This is a genomic window from Noviherbaspirillum sp. FW303-A3, assembly GCF_058788695.1.
In genome coordinates this window covers 2,536,848-2,553,514 of the sequence record NZ_JBYTAZ010000001.1, presented here as the reverse complement: position 1 = coordinate 2,553,514, position 16,667 = coordinate 2,536,848, and the positions used below count along the sequence as shown (strand labels likewise).

10 protein-coding genes are annotated in these 16,667 nt (G+C 61.7%); 2 read left to right on the top strand and 8 right to left on the bottom strand.

Annotation, left to right across the window (positions count from 1 at the left end):
- Positions 1-69 precede the first annotated feature (69 nt).
- On the bottom strand, positions 70-1,284 hold the full coding sequence (locus AC3WOY_RS12420; protein ID WP_492424158.1) for an efflux RND transporter periplasmic adaptor subunit: 1,215 nt from the start codon (positions 1,282-1,284) through the stop codon (positions 70-72).
- Between the two features lie 75 nt (positions 1,285-1,359).
- Positions 1,360-2,223, bottom strand: a complete 864-nt coding sequence (locus AC3WOY_RS12415) for an alpha/beta hydrolase (RefSeq protein ID WP_492424156.1) — start codon at positions 2,221-2,223, stop codon at positions 1,360-1,362.
- A gap of 143 nt (positions 2,224-2,366) precedes the next feature.
- On the opposite strand from AC3WOY_RS12415, the gene AC3WOY_RS12410 reads away from it, so the two are divergent.
- Both AC3WOY_RS12410 and AC3WOY_RS12405 read left to right on the top strand, forming a co-directional pair.
- Positions 2,367-3,386, top strand: a complete 1,020-nt coding sequence (locus AC3WOY_RS12410; protein WP_492424154.1) for a LysR family transcriptional regulator — start codon at positions 2,367-2,369, stop codon at positions 3,384-3,386.
- Positions 3,387-3,624: 238 nt separating this feature from the next.
- Complete coding sequence (locus AC3WOY_RS12405; protein ID WP_492424152.1) at positions 3,625-5,868, top strand: putative bifunctional diguanylate cyclase/phosphodiesterase; 2,244 nt, start codon at positions 3,625-3,627, stop codon at positions 5,866-5,868.
- Positions 5,869-5,927: 59 nt separating this feature from the next.
- Here AC3WOY_RS12405 and AC3WOY_RS12400 read toward each other — a convergent pair whose 3' ends face one another.
- The 6 genes from AC3WOY_RS12400 to AC3WOY_RS12375 form a co-directional block, all read right to left on the bottom strand.
- Positions 5,928-8,045, bottom strand: coding sequence for a T6SS phospholipase effector Tle1-like catalytic domain-containing protein (locus AC3WOY_RS12400; protein ID WP_492424150.1), 2,118 nt, complete (start codon positions 8,043-8,045; stop codon positions 5,928-5,930).
- Positions 8,042-8,770 carry a DUF3304 domain-containing protein gene (locus AC3WOY_RS12395; RefSeq protein ID WP_492424148.1) on the bottom strand — a complete coding sequence of 243 codons (729 nt, stop codon included), beginning with the start codon at positions 8,768-8,770 and terminating at the stop codon, positions 8,042-8,044. The genes AC3WOY_RS12400 and AC3WOY_RS12395 overlap by 4 nt, the downstream gene beginning before the upstream one ends.
- Before the next feature lie 17 nt (positions 8,771-8,787).
- A complete protein-coding gene (locus AC3WOY_RS12390; RefSeq protein WP_492424146.1) occupies positions 8,788-9,696 on the bottom strand; it encodes a DUF4123 domain-containing protein in 909 nt (302 codons plus the stop codon).
- Positions 9,697-9,700: 4 nt separating this feature from the next.
- The gene (locus tag AC3WOY_RS12385) at positions 9,701-12,244 is read right to left on the bottom strand and encodes a type VI secretion system Vgr family protein (protein WP_492424144.1); all 2,544 of its coding nucleotides are present in this window, start codon (positions 12,242-12,244) and stop codon (positions 9,701-9,703) included.
- 136 nt (positions 12,245-12,380) lie between these two features.
- The gene (locus AC3WOY_RS12380) at positions 12,381-13,208 is read right to left on the bottom strand and encodes a Crp/Fnr family transcriptional regulator (protein ID WP_492424142.1); all 828 of its coding nucleotides are present in this window, start codon (positions 13,206-13,208) and stop codon (positions 12,381-12,383) included.
- Positions 13,209-13,595: 387 nt separating this feature from the next.
- On the bottom strand, positions 13,596-16,454 hold the full coding sequence (locus tag AC3WOY_RS12375) for a putative bifunctional diguanylate cyclase/phosphodiesterase (protein ID WP_492424140.1): 2,859 nt from the start codon (positions 16,452-16,454) through the stop codon (positions 13,596-13,598).
- Between the last annotated feature and the right edge of the window lie 213 nt (positions 16,455-16,667).

Here is a 16,667-nt window from a genome sequence, read left to right as displayed (position 1 = left end):
CTGAAGAGATCTTGCTATTACCCTCACCCCCGGCCCCTCTCCCGCCTGCGGGAGAGGGGAGGCTAGATGTCAGGACTTTGCGCTGGTGGAAGCTTCAGCCTTCTTTGGTTCCGGTTTGTTCGGGTCCGCATCCATCGGAATCAATTGCGCAGTGACCGGGGAGCCAGGCCGCACGCGCTGCAGGCCGTTGACGACAATCTTCTCGCCCGGCTGCAAGCCTTCACGCACCACGCGCAGGCCATCGACAACAGGACCAAGCTTGACCGGACGGTATTCCGCCTTGCCTTCGCCATTCACCACGAACACGAACTTGCGGTTCTGGTCGGTGCCGATGGCGCGTTCATTGATGAGCGCCGCCCTGGTCTCGCCGCCGGTCCCGTTGCCGCTTGCAATCTGCACGCGCGCAAACAGGCCCGGAGCGAGTTCGTGGCCGGCGTTCTTCAGGACGGCGCGCATGCGCACGCTGCCGGTCGCCGGGTCGACGCGGTTGTCGACGAATTCGAGCTTGCCTTCATGCGGGAAGCCGGTTTCGTTGGCCAGACCGATGCGCACCGTCACCGGCGTGCCCTTGCGCGCCATCGCGCCGACTTGCAGGTAGGATTGCTCGTCGCCGTCGAAACTGGCGTAGATCGGATCGGCCGAGACGACCGAGGTCAGGATCACGCTGCCGTCGACCAGGTTGCCGGTGGTGACTTCCGCCTTGCTGACGCGGCCGTTGATCGGCGAGTGCACCTTGGTGAAACCGAGGTTGAGCTTCGCGGATTCGTGCGCGGCCTGCGCGGCGCGGGCCGTCGCTTCCAGTTCCTTCACCGAGGACGCCTTTTCATCGGCTTCACGCTGGGCGATGGCTTTCTCTGCCACCAGTTTTTCCGCGCGGGCGAGTTCCACTTTCGCCAGGTCTGCCTTGGCCCGTGCCGCCAGTGCGGCGGCTTCGGCACGACTGGCTTCCGCTTCGTAAGGACGCGGGTCGATGACGAACAGCACGTCGCCCTTCTTCACTTCCGCGCCCGGCTTGAAGTTGACCGAGGCAATGAAACCGGACACGCGCGGGCGAACCTCGACGCGCTCGACGGCTTCCAGGCGTCCGGAGAATTCCTGGGTTTCCATGATCGACTTCTCGATCACTTCGGCGGCGGAGATCGGCGGGCCGCCGGCCGGCTGCTGGCCGAGTTCCTGCGCGTTCGGCTTGCCGCAGGCGGACAGCACCAGCGCCGCAAGGACGCTTGAGATGGTGGCGGCAGCCGCGGTGCGGGCTGCGGGGGACAATGTCGACAGGTGCCTCATGGTGTTCTTCCTTATGCAGTTGTTTCTGATGTCGAGAGCTTCAACCTTCCCGTGATGGGAGAGTCAAGCGATTTTTTATTCCGGGCTTTCCAGTCCTTCGAGGAAGGTCGCGATCTCGTGCAGCACGGTCTCCTTCCGTGCGCAGTTGCATCGCGCATCCGGTTCTTCCAGTTCGATCGGCGGCAGCCGCCGCACCGTTGTCCTGATGCCGGCCGTTGCCAGCTTGGCGCCGTACTGTTCGCCTTCGTCGCGCAGCGGATCCTCGTCGGCCGACAGGATCAGCGCCGGCGGCAAGCCTTTCATGCGGCTCGATTGCATCGGGCACGCATACGGATGCGTGCGGTCCAGCGCGCGCGGCAGGTAGTCGCGGTAGCCGGCCGCGCAGGCATGGGCTGCACGCGCCGCGCCGCCCTGGTCGGCGACCGAGCGCATCGAGCAGGTGGTCAGGCCGGGGTCGAGCATCGGCATGATCAGGACCTGCGCCTGCAGCGCGGGACCGGCACGGTCGCGCGCCATCAGCGCCGACACCGCCGCGAGGTTGCCGCCCGACTCGATGCCGGCGGTCACCAGGCGCCTGCCGTCCCATCCCAGGCGTGCGCGGTTACGCACTACCCATTTCAGTACGGCGTGGGCGTCTTCCACGGCCGCCGGGAACGGTTGTTGCGGTGCGGTCGTATAACTCGCCGCCAGCACCCGGTAACCGGTGCGCGCCGCCAGGGCAATGGCGAATTCTTCGGCATCGTCCAGTTCCACCGTCATGAAGCCGCCGTACGGAAAGAACACAATCAGCCCCGTGGCCGCTCCCTGCGCCACGGCCGGCGTGTACAGCCGCGCTTCCAGCTTGTCCTGCGCGCCTTGCGCTGCGAGGGCTTTCACCTTGACGTCGTTGCCGGGCTGTTGCGTCCTGTTTTCCATTACCGTGCGAAGCCTGTATGTCATGCGACGCACTATAGCTTTGTTCTAGAATATGAATAAACAGCAATAAATCGAATTGACTGTTCAGGAATTTGAACAATACTGAGCATGTGTGTCAGGACTATACGCAGGGGCTACTGACAGCCTTATGTCAGGAAGGATGCAAAATGGACAAGCTGCAGGCGATGGAAGTGTTCGTGCAAGTGGTCGACGCCGGCGGGTTCACCCGCGCCGCGGACAACCTGAAACTGCCCAAGGCCACCGTGTCGACACTGGTGCGCAACCTGGAAACCGCGCTGGCGGTCAAGCTGCTCAACCGCACCACGCGCCAGATCAGCCTGACGGCGGACGGCGCCGCCTATTACGAGCGTTGCATACGCATCCTCGCCGAGGTGCGCGATGCCGAAGATTCCCTGTCGAAGACCCACGCCAGCCCGAGCGGCCGCCTGCGAATCGATGTGCCGTCGGCATTGGGAAGGCATGTGCTCATGCCGTCGCTGCCGCAATTCCTGGCACGCTATCCTGACATCCACCTCGAAGTCGGCTGCAGCGACCGGCCGGTGGACCTGATCGAAGAGAACGTCGACCTGGCGGTGCGCGGCGGCGTGCTGGCCGATTCGACGCTGATCGCGCGGCGCATCGGCCTGATCCATTTCGTCACCTGCGCCGCGCCGTCGTATGTCGCCCTGCACGGGCGGCCGCAGCATCCGAGCGACCTCGAGCGGCATCAGTGCGTGAACTACTTCTCGGCCAAGACCGGCAAGATCTCCGAATGGGATTTCGCCCGGGACGGCGAACGCCTGCAGATGCGCGTGCCCGGCCGCATCGCGGTCAACGACTCGAATGCCTACATGACCGCGACGCTGTCCGGCATGGGCATCGCGCAGACCGCGGCCTTCGTGATCTGTCCCTATCTGCAATCCGGTGAACTGGAACTGCTGCTGGAAGACTGGACCATCGACCCCCTGCCGCTGCATGTGGTGTATCCGCAGAACCGCCACCTGTCGGCCAAGGTCAGGGTGTTCGTCGAGTGGATCTCCGAACTGTTCGCCGACCATCCCGCGCTGCACATCCGCGCCGGCCGCTGCCCGCTGACCGACGAAGGACTGGCGGCATCGGTGGCCGAACAGGCCGTGCAGAAGGCGAGCGAAACCGCGCCGCTGGACGTGCGCCCGGTGCCGGGCTGACCCTCGGCTTGTCATTGCTTCTTTGTCACATATTGTTGTTGCTTTTTGGTGGAATCGCTCTAACCCGCGCACTGCGCCGGCATAAGCTGTTGATGGGCGTCAACTGCCTCGGTACCATGGGCATATAACAATATAAATACATGGATGAGGAGATGAAGCATTCCGCAACGGCGTCCTGCGCGCCCGCTTGCCGTTTGGCGCCCTGTTGCCGCCAGCCACTGTCCGGAGAATGAAGAGCATGGAGTTCCCGGCCCACCTGAACATCAACCAGCGCATGCAGCGTTTGCCGCGCCGCCGCGTCGCGCTCGTGCTCGGCCTGTTTGCAGCCACGATCGCACTGGCGGCGCCGTATGTGCCGTACTGGCTGGTCCTGGTGCTTGCGGTGGCGGTTGCCGGGGCCGTCTGGTCCATCGTCACCACGCCCGCCATCTCCAGCGATGCCGCGCTGCGCGAGTCCGAACGCAAGTTCCGCAACTTCGTCGAGCAGTCCCTGGTCGGACTGTACGTGGTGCAGGACGGCAAGATTGCCTATGCCAACAACAAGACCGCCGAACTCCTTGGTTTCGACAACCCCGAACAACTGATCGGCACACCTGTCAGCAGCCTGACCCACCCCGACGATGTCGGCATCCTCGAGGAAAACCACCGCCGTCGCCTGACGGGCGAGGTGATGAGCATCCGCTATACCTACCGTGCAATACGGCGCGACGGCCGCGTGGTCTGGGCGGACGTGCACGGCAGCCGCTGCGAGTACGAAGGCCGGCCGGCGGTCATGGGCGTGGCCCTCGACGTCAGCCAGCAGGTCGCCTTCGAGCACCAGTCGCGCCTGGCCAACCGCGTGTTCGACTCCGCCAGCGAAGGCATCGTCATCACCGACGCGGAGTGCCGCATCGAAGCGGTCAACCCCGCCTTCACCCGCATCACCGGCTATACCGCGCAGGAAGCGATGGGCAAGCTCTCGCGCATGATGACCGGCGCCGGCGCCGAGCTGAACCAGGACATGCTCACCAACCTCGCCAACAGCGGCCACTGGCAGGGCGAGATGCGCGACCGCCGCAAGAACGGCGACTGGTATCCGGCGTGGCTGTCGATCTCGACCGTGCGCGATGCCGAGCGAAACATCACCAATTACGTCGGCGTCTTCACCGACAATACCCGCCGCAAGGAAGACGAAACCCGCCTGCAATTCCTCGCCAGCCACGACAGCCTGACCGGCATGTGGAACCGCAGCGGCATGATGAACAAGTTCAGCCTCGAGATCGAACGCGCGCGCACCTCGGGGCGGCAACTCGCCCTGCTCTTCATCGACCTCGACCGCTTCAAGACCGTCAACGATACCCTCGGCCATCTCGCCGGCGACCAGCTGCTGGTGGCCGCCGCGGGACGCATGCGTGCCCAGCTCAAGCCGGGCGACATCGCCGCGCGTCTTGGCGGCGACGAATTCACCGTGCTGCTGGACGATCCGCTCTCATCCGGGGCCGCGGCCGGCCTTGCGGAACGGCTGCTTGCTGCCATGGGACAGCCGTTCTCTATCGGCGGCCAGGAAATGTTCGTCACGGCCAGCATCGGCATCGCCTGCTATCCAGCCGACGGCCATGACGCGGCCACCCTGCTCAAGAACGCCGACGTGGCGATGTACCGCGCCAAGCAGCGTGGCAAGAACACCTTCCAGTTCTTCACCAGCGATATGAACACGCAGGCCTTCGAACAGCTCCTGCTCGAGAACAGCCTGCGCCGCGCGCTCGACCGCGGCGAGTTCGAGCTGCACTACCAGCCGCAGTTCTCCGCCAACACGGGGCGCATTGCCGGCGTCGAGGCGCTGATCCGCTGGCGGCATCCGGAACTCGGCCTGGTCCTGCCCGGCACCTTCATCTCGCTGGCCGAGCAGAACGGCCTGATCGTGCCGATCGGCGCGTGGGTGCTGCGTGAAGCCTGCCGTCAGGGCAAGGCGTGGCTGGATGCGGGGTACGACTTCGGGCATATCGCGGTGAACCTGTCGGCCAAGCAGTTCTCTTCCGGCGACCTGCTCGACACCATTCGCGCGGCCCTGGACGAAAGCGGCATGCCGGCGTCGCGCCTCGAGTTCGAGATCACCGAGAGCACCATCATGCACAACCCGCCCGAAGCGGTCGTCATGCTCGACCGCATCCGCGCCATGGGCGCGGCGCTGTCGATCGACGATTTCGGCACCGGTTATTCCTCGCTCGTCAGCCTCAAGCAATATTCGCTCGACAGCCTCAAGATCGACCGCGGCTTTGTGACGGGAATTCCAGGCGATGCGGATGACATCGCCATCACCGAAGCGATCATCGCGATTGCCAACAAGATGGGATTGAAGGTGGTGGCCGAGGGGGTGGAGACGCGCGAGCAGGCTGAGTTCCTGCGCGCGGCGGGGTGTGGGGTATTGCAGGGGTTCCTGTTGGGGAGGCCGGTGCCTGCTTCGGAGTTAGCGCGGCTGTTTGTGACGGCGGTGCCGGCTTGAGTGGAGGCGGCAGTGTTCCAAGACAGGGGGAGCAGCGAATCCCACTACCCTGACGGAGTCTACGCGACCTTCTGCTGACGAGCAGTCCGCACCGCCGCTATCCGCCGGTCCCGCATCTGTCGCCGATGCTCGGAAATCAGAATCCGATCCCCTCCCGCATACACCTTCCGGTACCGCAGGTAACCCGCCTGGCCGAACCATGCCGGCTCGCGGCCGCCGGTCTTCATTTCAGGTATCTGTCCCGTCAACGCGTACTCCGTCGCCCATTCGCGTTCTTCGGGCGTGAGCGGATCGGGTCGGTGTTCGTAAGGCGTGTTCTCGTCGTATGCCTTCATCTTGTTGACAAGCTTCTTCAACTCTTTTTCCACTTTCCCCGCTTCGGGACCCGTCAGCTTGAACCAGGCGCGCGAATCGTGCACGAAGTTATCAAAGAACCGGGCTACTTCTTCCGGCAAAGTTTCAATGCCCCAGAAGCGTGTGATCTCCTTCCATTCCTCTTCGCGCTGGTTTTTGAAGCCCGGTGCGCGGCGTGTAATATCCTCCGGCTTGCGCTGTCGTTGCGTCCAGCCATGCGACTCCGATTCTTTCGGAGCGGGATTGAGATAGTCGTCCCGCCAGCGTTCGAACTCGGCGATCTCGTCCGTGAACTCTGCGTTGGCCCCGCGCAGGTCGTTCTTGTCGACTTGCGGCGCATTCTCGAAACTCCCGATTTTCTCCAGTGGCGCCGGCCCTCCTTGCCGGCGTAGATGCCGCCACAGGATCTGGAACTTGCACTGCTCTCGCATGATGTCGGTCAGCGAACCGCTCGTCATCGTGGCATGCGACAGGTACTGATTGAATGCAGCGAGCGTGCCGGGATCAATCCTGAAATCATCTTTCACCGATTGCTGCGTCACCAGTTCAAGCTTCAGCGGCACGCCGGCCAGGCGTGCCGCGCGGTACATATGCGCCAGCGGCAGTCGCGACAACAGGTCCTTGCCGGTGCTGTCTTTTCCCTTGCCCTGCTCCTTCGGCGGGTAACCTCCGCCCACGTCCGAATGGACACCCGGATAGACCACCTCAGTACGTCCACTCCCCAGTAGGCCGTCGTAGGAGATCGAGTCGAGCGGAAAGCTGCGCCGGATCTCATGCCCGGACACCAGGTGCAGGCATTGGACGAATTCCTGCGGCACACGCAGGCTTGCTTCTGCATCGGCCCATCCCCAGTGGCCGTCTGCCGTGTTGAGGGTATTGGCCAGACCGACCGAAGCGACGGTGTCGAACAGGCCGAGGAAATCGAAGTTGACCGGAAAGCCGCCGAGCGTGGTGCCGGACTTGCCGAGTAGTTCAGCGTCGAGCTTGCACAGGGCGACGAGCCAGTTGGCGAAGGCACGCGCGGCAGCCGCGCCGCGTGAGAAGCCGAAGACGGAGACGTAGATTTGCTTGACTACGCCGGGATCAGTGTTGTGCGGCTTGCCGCCGTCCTTGCCTGGCATGTGGAGCTTGATCGCGTCATGTAACTGGCGCAGCAGCTTAGTGAATTCCAGACGAGCGACGAAGTGTTCGCGCCTGTTGACGTCGTCGAACTGGTCCGGCGGTGTGTCCGCCATGCGTGCCAACGTGATCTTGGTGAGGTTGATCTTGCGGTACAACTGTTTTGCCTCACCCGGGGTGATCAAAGGACTGTCTTTGTAGAAATAGCGATGCAGGTTGTTGATCGCCTGCAGCAGCGTCCAGATGATTCGTGGCTCACCCTTGTAGGCCATCGCTGCGCCGAGCGTTTCATCATTTCCTTTTCCGCTGTCTTCGACCAGCTCAAAGGCGCTACCTACGCCCGGCGTGTAGACGCGGAAGAAGTGCTTGAACTGGTTCTCGTTGTATTCCCACTTTGGCTCGCCGGGAATTACATTTGGGATGCTGCGACCAGGGAAGCAGCTATACAGGCGTGCCACGTTACTCTGCGTATGGTCTTTGTCCTCGATAGATCTGCCGTAATTGTTGCGGGTGCCATCGTGGAAGAAGCCGAAGAAGAGGTTGGTGTCGCAGGAGGCGGAGAGGTTGCCGAAAGGGGGTGATTCGCGTTTTTCGAATGCTTGCAGCGTAATTTCGTCGTCCGCAGAGAAAAAGTTGTCGCGGATATCCGGGGCCGTGTAATTTATTTCATTTGAATCAAATGGCGATACGAGTGCGGCAGTCATGGCTTTTTCCTCATCCAATCATCAACGTCACGTTGCGCATCGATCAAAAACTGCTCGTAATCCTTCACCAGATATTCCTTGTAAGCGGGGTCATGGGGGCCAGTAAAGCTGGCGATATCTTTGCTCCTGTATTGCTGCTTGTGCTTCCAACTTTCCTGTAGACGTTTCTGCGGATTTTCCTTTAGTTCTTTCGTTAACCTCTGTGCTGCACGCAAAGTACCCATTTTTATTTCTAAATGCTTCGTCCACAACTTCCTCCGGTACTCTACCGTCGGCACCGGCCAACCCTTGACCTTGCCCGGCCATTTTGCATGCGGCGGGCCGTACTCGCTCGACAGCGCCTCGACACTTCCATCCTGATAGAGCACTGCCCAAATCCGGCCAGGCTTACCGTCCACATACGGCGGCAGATCGACGATTTCTTCCTTGAACGGATTGCGGTTCGTGTCCAGTATCTCCACCCGTACCTTGATCCCCGGCTGCCATGTCTCAGGCAGGCGGAAGCAGCACATGGAACCGCCCGCAGTGAAGGGATCGACAGGCTCGGCACCGATGCTGGCCTTGTCGTTCGGATCGGACACGATGTAGGTGATGGGCATGTCGCTGTAATTGACGCCGGATATGTCGACGCCGATCTTTGAATCGGACTTGGGCGAGATCGAGCAGGCGGCAAGCAGCATGCTTGCGGCAAGCAAGGTGGATAAGCGATACATGAATGTTTTCATTTCCCTGGAATCTTCTGTTAGTTCGGAAGGTCGTGCATTCGCACGAGTTTCGTCAGTTCACCCCTGATATCGGCGTAGCTGCATTCCTTCGCCAGCAACGAGGCGAGCAGCGGAATGGCGCCGCTCATTTGCTCCAGCGTCGGTTGCTTCAGATACAGGCTGCACCATCGAGTACGTTCGATGTCGGCAATGCCGTACCGGTCGACACGTTTCAGCGCTTGGGTAACGAGCTGGTGTGCATTGGCTGCATTGTAGGGAAGCATGGTTGACGGTTCCTTGACATTGAGATTGGCCATGATCGCGTCCGCCTCGCTGTCGTTGATCAGCTGTGCACACTGTCGTGTATCCAGTTTCACGTATTCGGCAACGGGACGTGGCGTGGCCGGTAAAGGGAGCTCCGCCCATTGCGCTGAGCGTGTGCGGTAACGCCATGCGATGGCCGGGCCAAAGAACTGACCGTGCTGTTCCGGTGTGAGTACATCGACGATCGCGGGCAGGCGGCGCGTGTCGGGGAAGCGGAACACAAAGGGCTGACCATCGGCATTGACGATGCACCACGGGCTGAGGCGCAGCGCCAGTTCGTCGAGCGATTCCGGTGTGACAATGAGGGACAGCATCGGCCAGCCGTCGGTGAGGTGCAGAACGTCCCGCCATTGCGGCGCGGTTTCAGGCGTCATGGGGATCAGAGTCGGCGAAATGACCTGCAGCTCGCGCGATGGGGTTGTGGAGAGGTCATAGAGGCTGCGTGAGGGTAGGCCGTGCTTTAGGATTGCGGCGTGCGTGCGTTCGATGAATGCGCAATCGATCAGCGCGAAGACATGGGCGTCTGGCCAGGTATTGCTGATCGATACGGTCTCTTCCTGCAAGGCGTCGAGCCAGCCGGGCGCGTGTTCGCAGATCAGTTTGAGTTGAATGGTGCTGTTCATGGCGTTACGCGACTTTAGTGAAAGGGGCGCCGTTTGCCAGGTTCTTCTTCAGGCATTCGATGCAGATGCTCTTTGGCAGCTCCGGCAGTTTGGGTGTTACCCGTGCGGGGCCGGTCAAATTCTTCACGCTGCCATGAATGTTGACAGGCCCTGGTGCCTTCAACGTAATCTGGCCGTTGCCGATATCGATGCGCGAGCCGCCTGCAGTGAGGTGAATGCCATTGAGGGCAGTGATCTCGACATTGCCGTCGACGGATGTAATGCGAATATCCTTCTTCGCAATCACCTCGATCTCATCGTCCTGCGCCTGGATCTGCACTTTGCCCTTGCCGGCGAAGAGCTTGATGCCGGACTTGGCGACGAACACGCTCCAGGCTTCCTTGATTGCCATCGATAGCTTGTTGCCTACCGCGATGTTGGTGTCCTGCTGGCTGGAGAGGTGGATGTGCTCGCCGGCGGCGATCTCATGGCTCTTCGGTGTCGCGTTGACGATTCCGGCAGGGCTGGAGAACGCGAGGATCGGCTCCTCATACCCCGGAACTTCCGCCTTCTGTCCTGTGCCGCCTTGCTGTGTGTAGGTCTTTTCCGCGACCTTGATCAGGCGTTCCGTTTCCTCGTTCGCTTCCAGCGGATCGGCGTTGTGGTCCTTTGCTGCATCGGACAGGGTCTTGGATAACTCCAGATTGTTTGTCAGCTGGTTGGTCAGATCTTTACTGTCCAGATGCGTGCTGGTCTCGTTGTTGCGGGCGTCCGTGCTGATGAGCATGCCCTTGCCGGCGCGGATGGAGCCGTATTGGTCTGTGCGCAGCTCGAATCCCTCGCCCCTCGGTTCTCCCTTGCCTTCGCGCCTCGGATGCACCAGATACCCCTGGTTCAGCGCCGTCTTGCCATGGTCAGTCGCAGTCCGAATGCGCTGCTCATTCGTGCTGTCATCCCAGATGACTTCGTTCAATCCCTTACCTTTGTACATCTTGCTCTTGATGCCGGAGAGGGTCTTGTTGCCAGGGAGATTTCCGGCATGGGAGAACGCGGCAGGGCGGTGCGTGCCGTTGTAGACAGAACCGATCGCAATCGGCCGGTCGATATCGCCGTTGATGAATTGGATCAATACTTCGTCACCGATCCTTGGGGTCCACACGTGACCGTACTGGCTGCCGGTCCAGGATTGCGCCACCCGGATCCACAAGGAATCGCGGTCGGTGCCGCTGGCCCCCGCGCCTTCCGCATACCCATGATCTTGGCTGCGGGTAAACGGCATCCTGACCTTGATGCAGCCGTATTCGTTGACGTGGATTTCCTCGCCGGGCGGGCCGACGACGATGGCGGTCAATAGCGTTGGTGCGGTGGGTTTGGCATGTTCGGTGGTGCTGAACGCAGGGATGATCGGAATGTGACGGCGGGTGGCGTCGAAGTCGGTGCGGAACACCGGTTCGCTGCCCTTGTCGTCCTGCAGCAGGTTGTTGCGGGCAAGCAGGCGGGTGCGCAGCACCGTGAATTGCCGGTCTTCCGGCGCATCCTGGTCGTGCACCGGGTGGTCGGCCAGTTCGAAATACCTGCCTACCGCCAATTCTCGGTGGCTGCCGCTGCCGTTGAAGGATTTGCCGGAGAATTCGTGGGCGCCGATGCGCAGCTTGCCGTAGCGCGCGTAATCGTCTTCGTCATTGGCGCTGTGGTGGGGTTCGTAACGCACATCTTCCAGCGTGCTGGCGAGCTTCTCGCCATGCTCTCCCTGGTCGATCCCGGCGCCATCCTGCTGGGTGCTGGTGACGACGGTCTTGTAGTTGTAGCTGGCGCGCTCGATGCTGCCGGGCTGCAAGGTGCGTACACCCTGCCATTCGGTGATGCTGTCTTCGGATTCGGTGCCGTCGTCGCGGTGGAAGCGGACCTTGTCGGCGGTTGCCGGTTCCAGTACCGACACATCGTCGAACAGCACCAGCGTCAGTTTCGGGTGTTCTCCCGGCAAACCCGCATCGCCATGCTCGAAGTACCAGGAAATCCCCTCCTGCGCGAGCCAGCGGCAAATGAACGCGGTGTCGGATTCGTTGTACTGGGTGACCCAGGACTGGGCGGGGTGTTCTCCCATGCAGCGGTCGTCCAGATCGAAGCAGGACGCCAGCACCGGGTTGTTCTGGCGATGTTCCTGCAGCAGCACATCGACAAACTCGCGCACCGACAGGTCCTGGAACACGCGGCTGTTGACGCGGCGGGACAGCACCGCGAAGGGATCCTGCAGGGTGAGCACATAACGGGTGAAGCCGCCGTCGGAGCCGCCGAACTCGGCGCGGGTGACCAAACCGCACAATGCACGCTCCTCGCCGCTATCCGTCAGCAGTGAAACCTGCACCGGCAAGCCGATGAACTGCTTCAGTTCGAGGTGGGCATCGGACGACAGGCAAGTCAGGGCGTAGGTGAAGCCTTCGGAAACAGCTTCATCGCCGGACAACTCCTGAGGCAGCAGCGTGCCTTCGTCGATGCCGGAACCGGGGGCAAACGACAGCGTGAACAGGCGGCCGGACTGGGTGAAGACAAGGGCGTCGAACGGAGACATTGATTGTCAGATTGGTAACAAATCGGTGTTGCCGACAATATCCCAAAATTGACAATAATGCAATTAAAAGGGCCGGATTCAAGGAATGCTTTCCTTGAATCCGGCCCTGAAAGCCAGGCTGGATTGTGGACCGGCTTTACGCGGCGGCGGCGGCCGGCTTCGCTTTCGCGGCATCCGCCTTGGCGCGCACGCGCGACGGCGGCAGGCGGCGCAGGGTGCGCAGCGATTGCAGGTCGTGGATCACGATCGCGCGCTGGTCCACGCCGATCAGGCCGATGGTGTTGAAGGCAGAGAAGGTGCGGCTAACGGTCTCCAGCGTCAGGCCGAGGTAGTTGCCGATTTCCTGGCGGGTCATGCGCAGGTTGAACTGCGTGCCGGAATAGCCCATCTCGGTGAAGCGCTCCGACAGGAACACGAGGAAGCGTGCCACGCGCGCTTCGGCGGACAGCGAGCCGAGCGTGCCGACCATTGCCTGCTCGCGCACCAGTTCGCGGCTCATCACCGCATAGATGGACGCTTCCAGTTCCGGATGGCTGCGGCCGAGGCCGGCGAAGACCTTGAACGGGATCAGGATCACATCGCAGTTGGACAGTGCCACAGTCTCCGTTGCGTACTGCTTGCGATGGATGCCGTCGATGCCGAACATGTCGCCCTTCATCGGGAAGCCGAGCACCTGCTCATTGCCCAGTTCGTCGATCATCACGGTCTTCAGGAAGCCGGAGTTGACCACATACAGCATGTCGAACGGCTGGCCGATGGTGTGGATGCGCTGGCCGGCCTTGAACTGCATGTGCTGGAACTGGAAATCATCCGCGGCCAGCTTGGCCGGGATGCGCAGCAGGTCGCACACTTCTTTCAGGTCGGACCACAGTTTGGCCTGGCGCTGCCATGCGGCGCCAGCGGGGGACGGTGTTGCCAGCGATAGCGGGGAGGTGCGGGTATCGGAGAGTGGGGTAGTCAGCATTGCGAATCCTTCTTTGAAGAATAGTTGTTCAGGCTTTCGTGCTCTTGGAAATATTTCCGTCGTGTGACGCTGTCAGGGGCGACTGTGGCGTTTTGCGAGGCGGAAACCAGTGAGAAGAATTATGTCCGGGCGTTCGCTTTCCCGAAATCAGCGGACGGATGAAAACGGATGTCGGACAACGGAGAAAAGTGTTCGGAATATTCCTACAAAGTTGAGGAATTGCAACTTTCTTCAATTGTTTCCGAGTGTTACAGAATGGCGTCCCGAAGCCGTTCCGCTTGTCGATGGCGTGATCCGGCAGACCGCATTGCACGGCCTGTCGTGTAGGAATTTTCCTCCCTGCATTTAACGAGGGAAGATATGCAGAAGCTGCGCGGTAGCATTTTGTTACGCGGCAGCGTGTGCCCAGGCCGACTGGAAGGCATCCGCCGGCACCGGTTTGCCGAACAGGTAGCCTTGCGCCTGGTCGCAACCTTCCTGGGCAAGGAAGTCGGCCTGCTCGACGTTCTCCACGCCTTCGGCGACGGCCTCCAGTCCCAGTGTCTTCGCCATGGCGATCACCGCTCGCACGATGGCCTGGTTGTTGCCGTGCTCGCTGACTTCCATGATGAAGGAGCGGTCGATCTTCAGCGTGTGGACCGGCAGGCGCTTGAGGTAGCTGAGCGAGGAATAGCCGGTGCCGAAGTCGTCGACCGACAGGCGCACGCCGAGCGCATCGAGTTCTTCCAGTACTTCGAAGGCCTCTTCCGTTTCCATGAGTACGGTCTCTGTCAGTTCGAGTTCCAGCGAGGACGCGGGTAAATCGTACTCGCCCAGGATGGTGGCCACCATGTCGGCGAATCCCTTGCGCTCGAGCTGGCGGCCGGAGACGTTCACCGCCACCTTGGGCAGATCGAAACCATCTTCGCGCCACGCGCGGATCTGCCGGCACGCGGTACGCAACACCCATTCGCCAAGCTGGCCGATCATGCCCGAGTCTTCAGCCAGGGAAATGAAGCGCGACGGCGGCAGCACGCCGTGCTCGGGATGGTTCCAGCGCACCAGCGCTTCGGCGCCGATCACCTCGCGCGTGCACAGGTCCACCTGCGGCTGGTAGCACAGGAAGAATTCCTCGTTGACCAGCGCCTTGCGCACGGCGGAATCGAGTTCCAGGCGCTCGAACGCATAGGCGGTCATTTCCTGTTCGTAGAAGTGGAACTGGTTCCTGCCGTGGCTCTTCGCCCGGTACATGGCGGCATCGGCATTGCGCACCAGCGTGTTCGGGTCCGCGCCGTCGAGCGGGTAGAGGCAGATGCCGACGCTGGATGTGATGTAGAGTTCGTGCCCCTCGAGCGGGATGGGCTTCTGGAAGATCGATGTCAGCTTCTCGGCCACCAGCGTCGCATCATGCGCGCCGTCGACTTCCTCGACCATCACGATGAACTCGTCGCCGCCCAGACGGGCGATGGTGTCTGTCTTGCGCAACTGGGCCTGCATCAGCACCGCCACTTCCATCAGCAGCCGGTCGCCGACATGGTGCCCGAGCGAGTCGTTGACGTTCTTGAAGTGGTCGAGATCGATGAAATACACCGCGAACATCGTCTTCTCGCGGGAGGCGCGCTGGATGGCATGCGCGAGCCGGTCATGGAACAGCAGGCGGTTCGGCAACTGCGTGAGCGGATCGTGGTAGGCGAGGAAGCTCACCTTTTCCTGCGAACGCTTGATTTCGGTGATGTCGGAGAATACGCCGACATAGTGCGACACCTCGCCGCTGTCGTTGCGCACCGCGCTGATCGACAGCCACTCGGGATAGATCTCGCCGTTCTTGCGGCGGTTCCAGATCTCGCCCTTCCATTGGCCCGACTGGTCGAGCGAGTGCCACATTTCATCGTAGAAGGTCTTGTCCTGCCGGCCGGATTGCAGGAGCGCCGGGCACTTGCCGAGCACTTCCTCTTCCGTGTATCCGGTCACTTCGGTGAAGGCCTTGTTGACCGCAAGGATGCGCGTATCGCGGTCGGTGATCGTCACGCCTTCCTGGGTGTTGTCGAATACCTTGGCCGCCAGCCGCATGCGCTCTTCCGCCTTCTTGCGCTCGCTGACATCGGCGACGACCCAGACGCTGCCGCCGCCCGGCATCCCCATCGCCAGTGGACGCACCGTCAGTTCGGCCCAGAAAGTGGAGCCGTCGTGCCGAGCCAGTTCGAGTTCACGCCGGAAGATCGATCCGGATTGCAGGTTGCCGAGGATCTCGCGCGCCAGGTGCGCATAATGCCGGCCGGCGCCGAACAGGCGGTTGATGCGCTTGCCGAGGATGGCACCTTCATGGAATCCGAACAGCGACTCCATTTGCCGGTTGCAGGTGAGTACCTTGCGGTTGCGCAGGAAGGCTACGCCCTCGGTGATGTTGTTGAGGATCGCGTCCTTTTCGATCAGGAGCCGCTTCGCCTCTTCTTCCGCCCGGCGCCGTTCGACGATCTTGTCGCTCAGGTCGCGGTTGGCCTCGACCAGGGCCGTGGTGCGTTCGCGCACGCGGGTATCGAGCAGGCTGTTCGCATGTTCCAGCGAGTGGCGCTGCATCTGGATGATGCGGTGCGCGCGCGCCACCACGGCATACAGGGCGGCGTACAGGGCAGCGAGCAGGGCGACGACGGTGCCGACCACGATGAACTGCGCGTCGTTCATCTGTTCCACGAAGCGGGTGACGTCGGAGTACAGCTCGAACACGGCAACGATCTCGCCCGCCTCGTCCTGGATCGGCAGGTAGCTCGATATGAGGTCGCGGTCCTCGATGACCTGTTCAAAGGCGTCGAAGGCGTCGCGGTGGGTGAGTTCGCTGACGACATGGCCGATGCGCGCTGTCTGGAAGCCGACGTTGCTGCGCTTCTGTTCGCCGATCTGCTTGCTGTCCGTCGAGAAGACGGTCACGCCGTCGAGGTTGTACAGCTTGATCTTGACCACGTTGGTGTCATGCATCAGCGTCACGGCATGGGCGCGCAGCTGGGGCAATTCCGGCGCAGCCTTCAGCGTGGCCGCCGAGAGGCCATATGACTTCCTGATCGATTGCGCGAACTGTGGCCAGAGGGAGTTGCGGAAGGTGGTGGCAAGGGCAACGTTCTTCTGTTCGCCCAGGGAGAGCAGTTCAGCCTTCGCAAAGCGCCGGGTGGTCCAGCCCAGCGCGATGGCAATGAGCAGGATGAATGCGAAGCTGATGAGGGAGTAGTAGCGTCGAAGGTTGAAGCGTTTTCCGTTGCGAGTATCCATTGGCATGGGAAATGTGCAGCGAAGCCCGGTTACACTTCGCTAATAACCATTCGGCAAAAACGGTCATTTCATCACAGGTCCCCGGGGGCTTCCATGATCCCGGATAGGTTTAATGCACGAGATGGACAGTCTGGTTTGGAACCAGGGGGCATGAGGGTCGGATTTGCCGGCGCAGCGGTCCGTCATCCCCGCGAAGGCAGGGATGACGGGGTAAAGGAT

Coding starts and splice junctions, on each gene's coding strand:
- AC3WOY_RS12395 (WP_492424148.1), bottom strand. CDS start 8,770: ATGAAAACATTCATGTATCGCTTATCCACCTTGCTTGCCGCAAGCATG.
- AC3WOY_RS12375 (WP_492424140.1), bottom strand. CDS start 16,454: ATGCCAATGGATACTCGCAACGGAAAACGCTTCAACCTTCGACGCTAC.
- AC3WOY_RS12390 (WP_492424146.1), bottom strand. CDS start 9,696: ATGAACAGCACCATTCAACTCAAACTGATCTGCGAACACGCGCCCGGC.
- AC3WOY_RS12400 (WP_492424150.1), bottom strand. CDS start 8,045: ATGACTGCCGCACTCGTATCGCCATTTGATTCAAATGAAATAAATTAC.
- AC3WOY_RS12420 (WP_492424158.1), bottom strand. CDS start 1,284: ATGAGGCACCTGTCGACATTGTCCCCCGCAGCCCGCACCGCGGCTGCC.
- AC3WOY_RS12415 (WP_492424156.1), bottom strand. CDS start 2,223: ATGACATACAGGCTTCGCACGGTAATGGAAAACAGGACGCAACAGCCC.
- AC3WOY_RS12380 (WP_492424142.1), bottom strand. CDS start 13,208: ATGCTGACTACCCCACTCTCCGATACCCGCACCTCCCCGCTATCGCTG.
- AC3WOY_RS12410 (WP_492424154.1), top strand. CDS start 2,367: ATGGACAAGCTGCAGGCGATGGAAGTGTTCGTGCAAGTGGTCGACGCC.
- AC3WOY_RS12385 (WP_492424144.1), bottom strand. CDS start 12,244: ATGTCTCCGTTCGACGCCCTTGTCTTCACCCAGTCCGGCCGCCTGTTC.
- AC3WOY_RS12405 (WP_492424152.1), top strand. CDS start 3,625: ATGGAGTTCCCGGCCCACCTGAACATCAACCAGCGCATGCAGCGTTTG.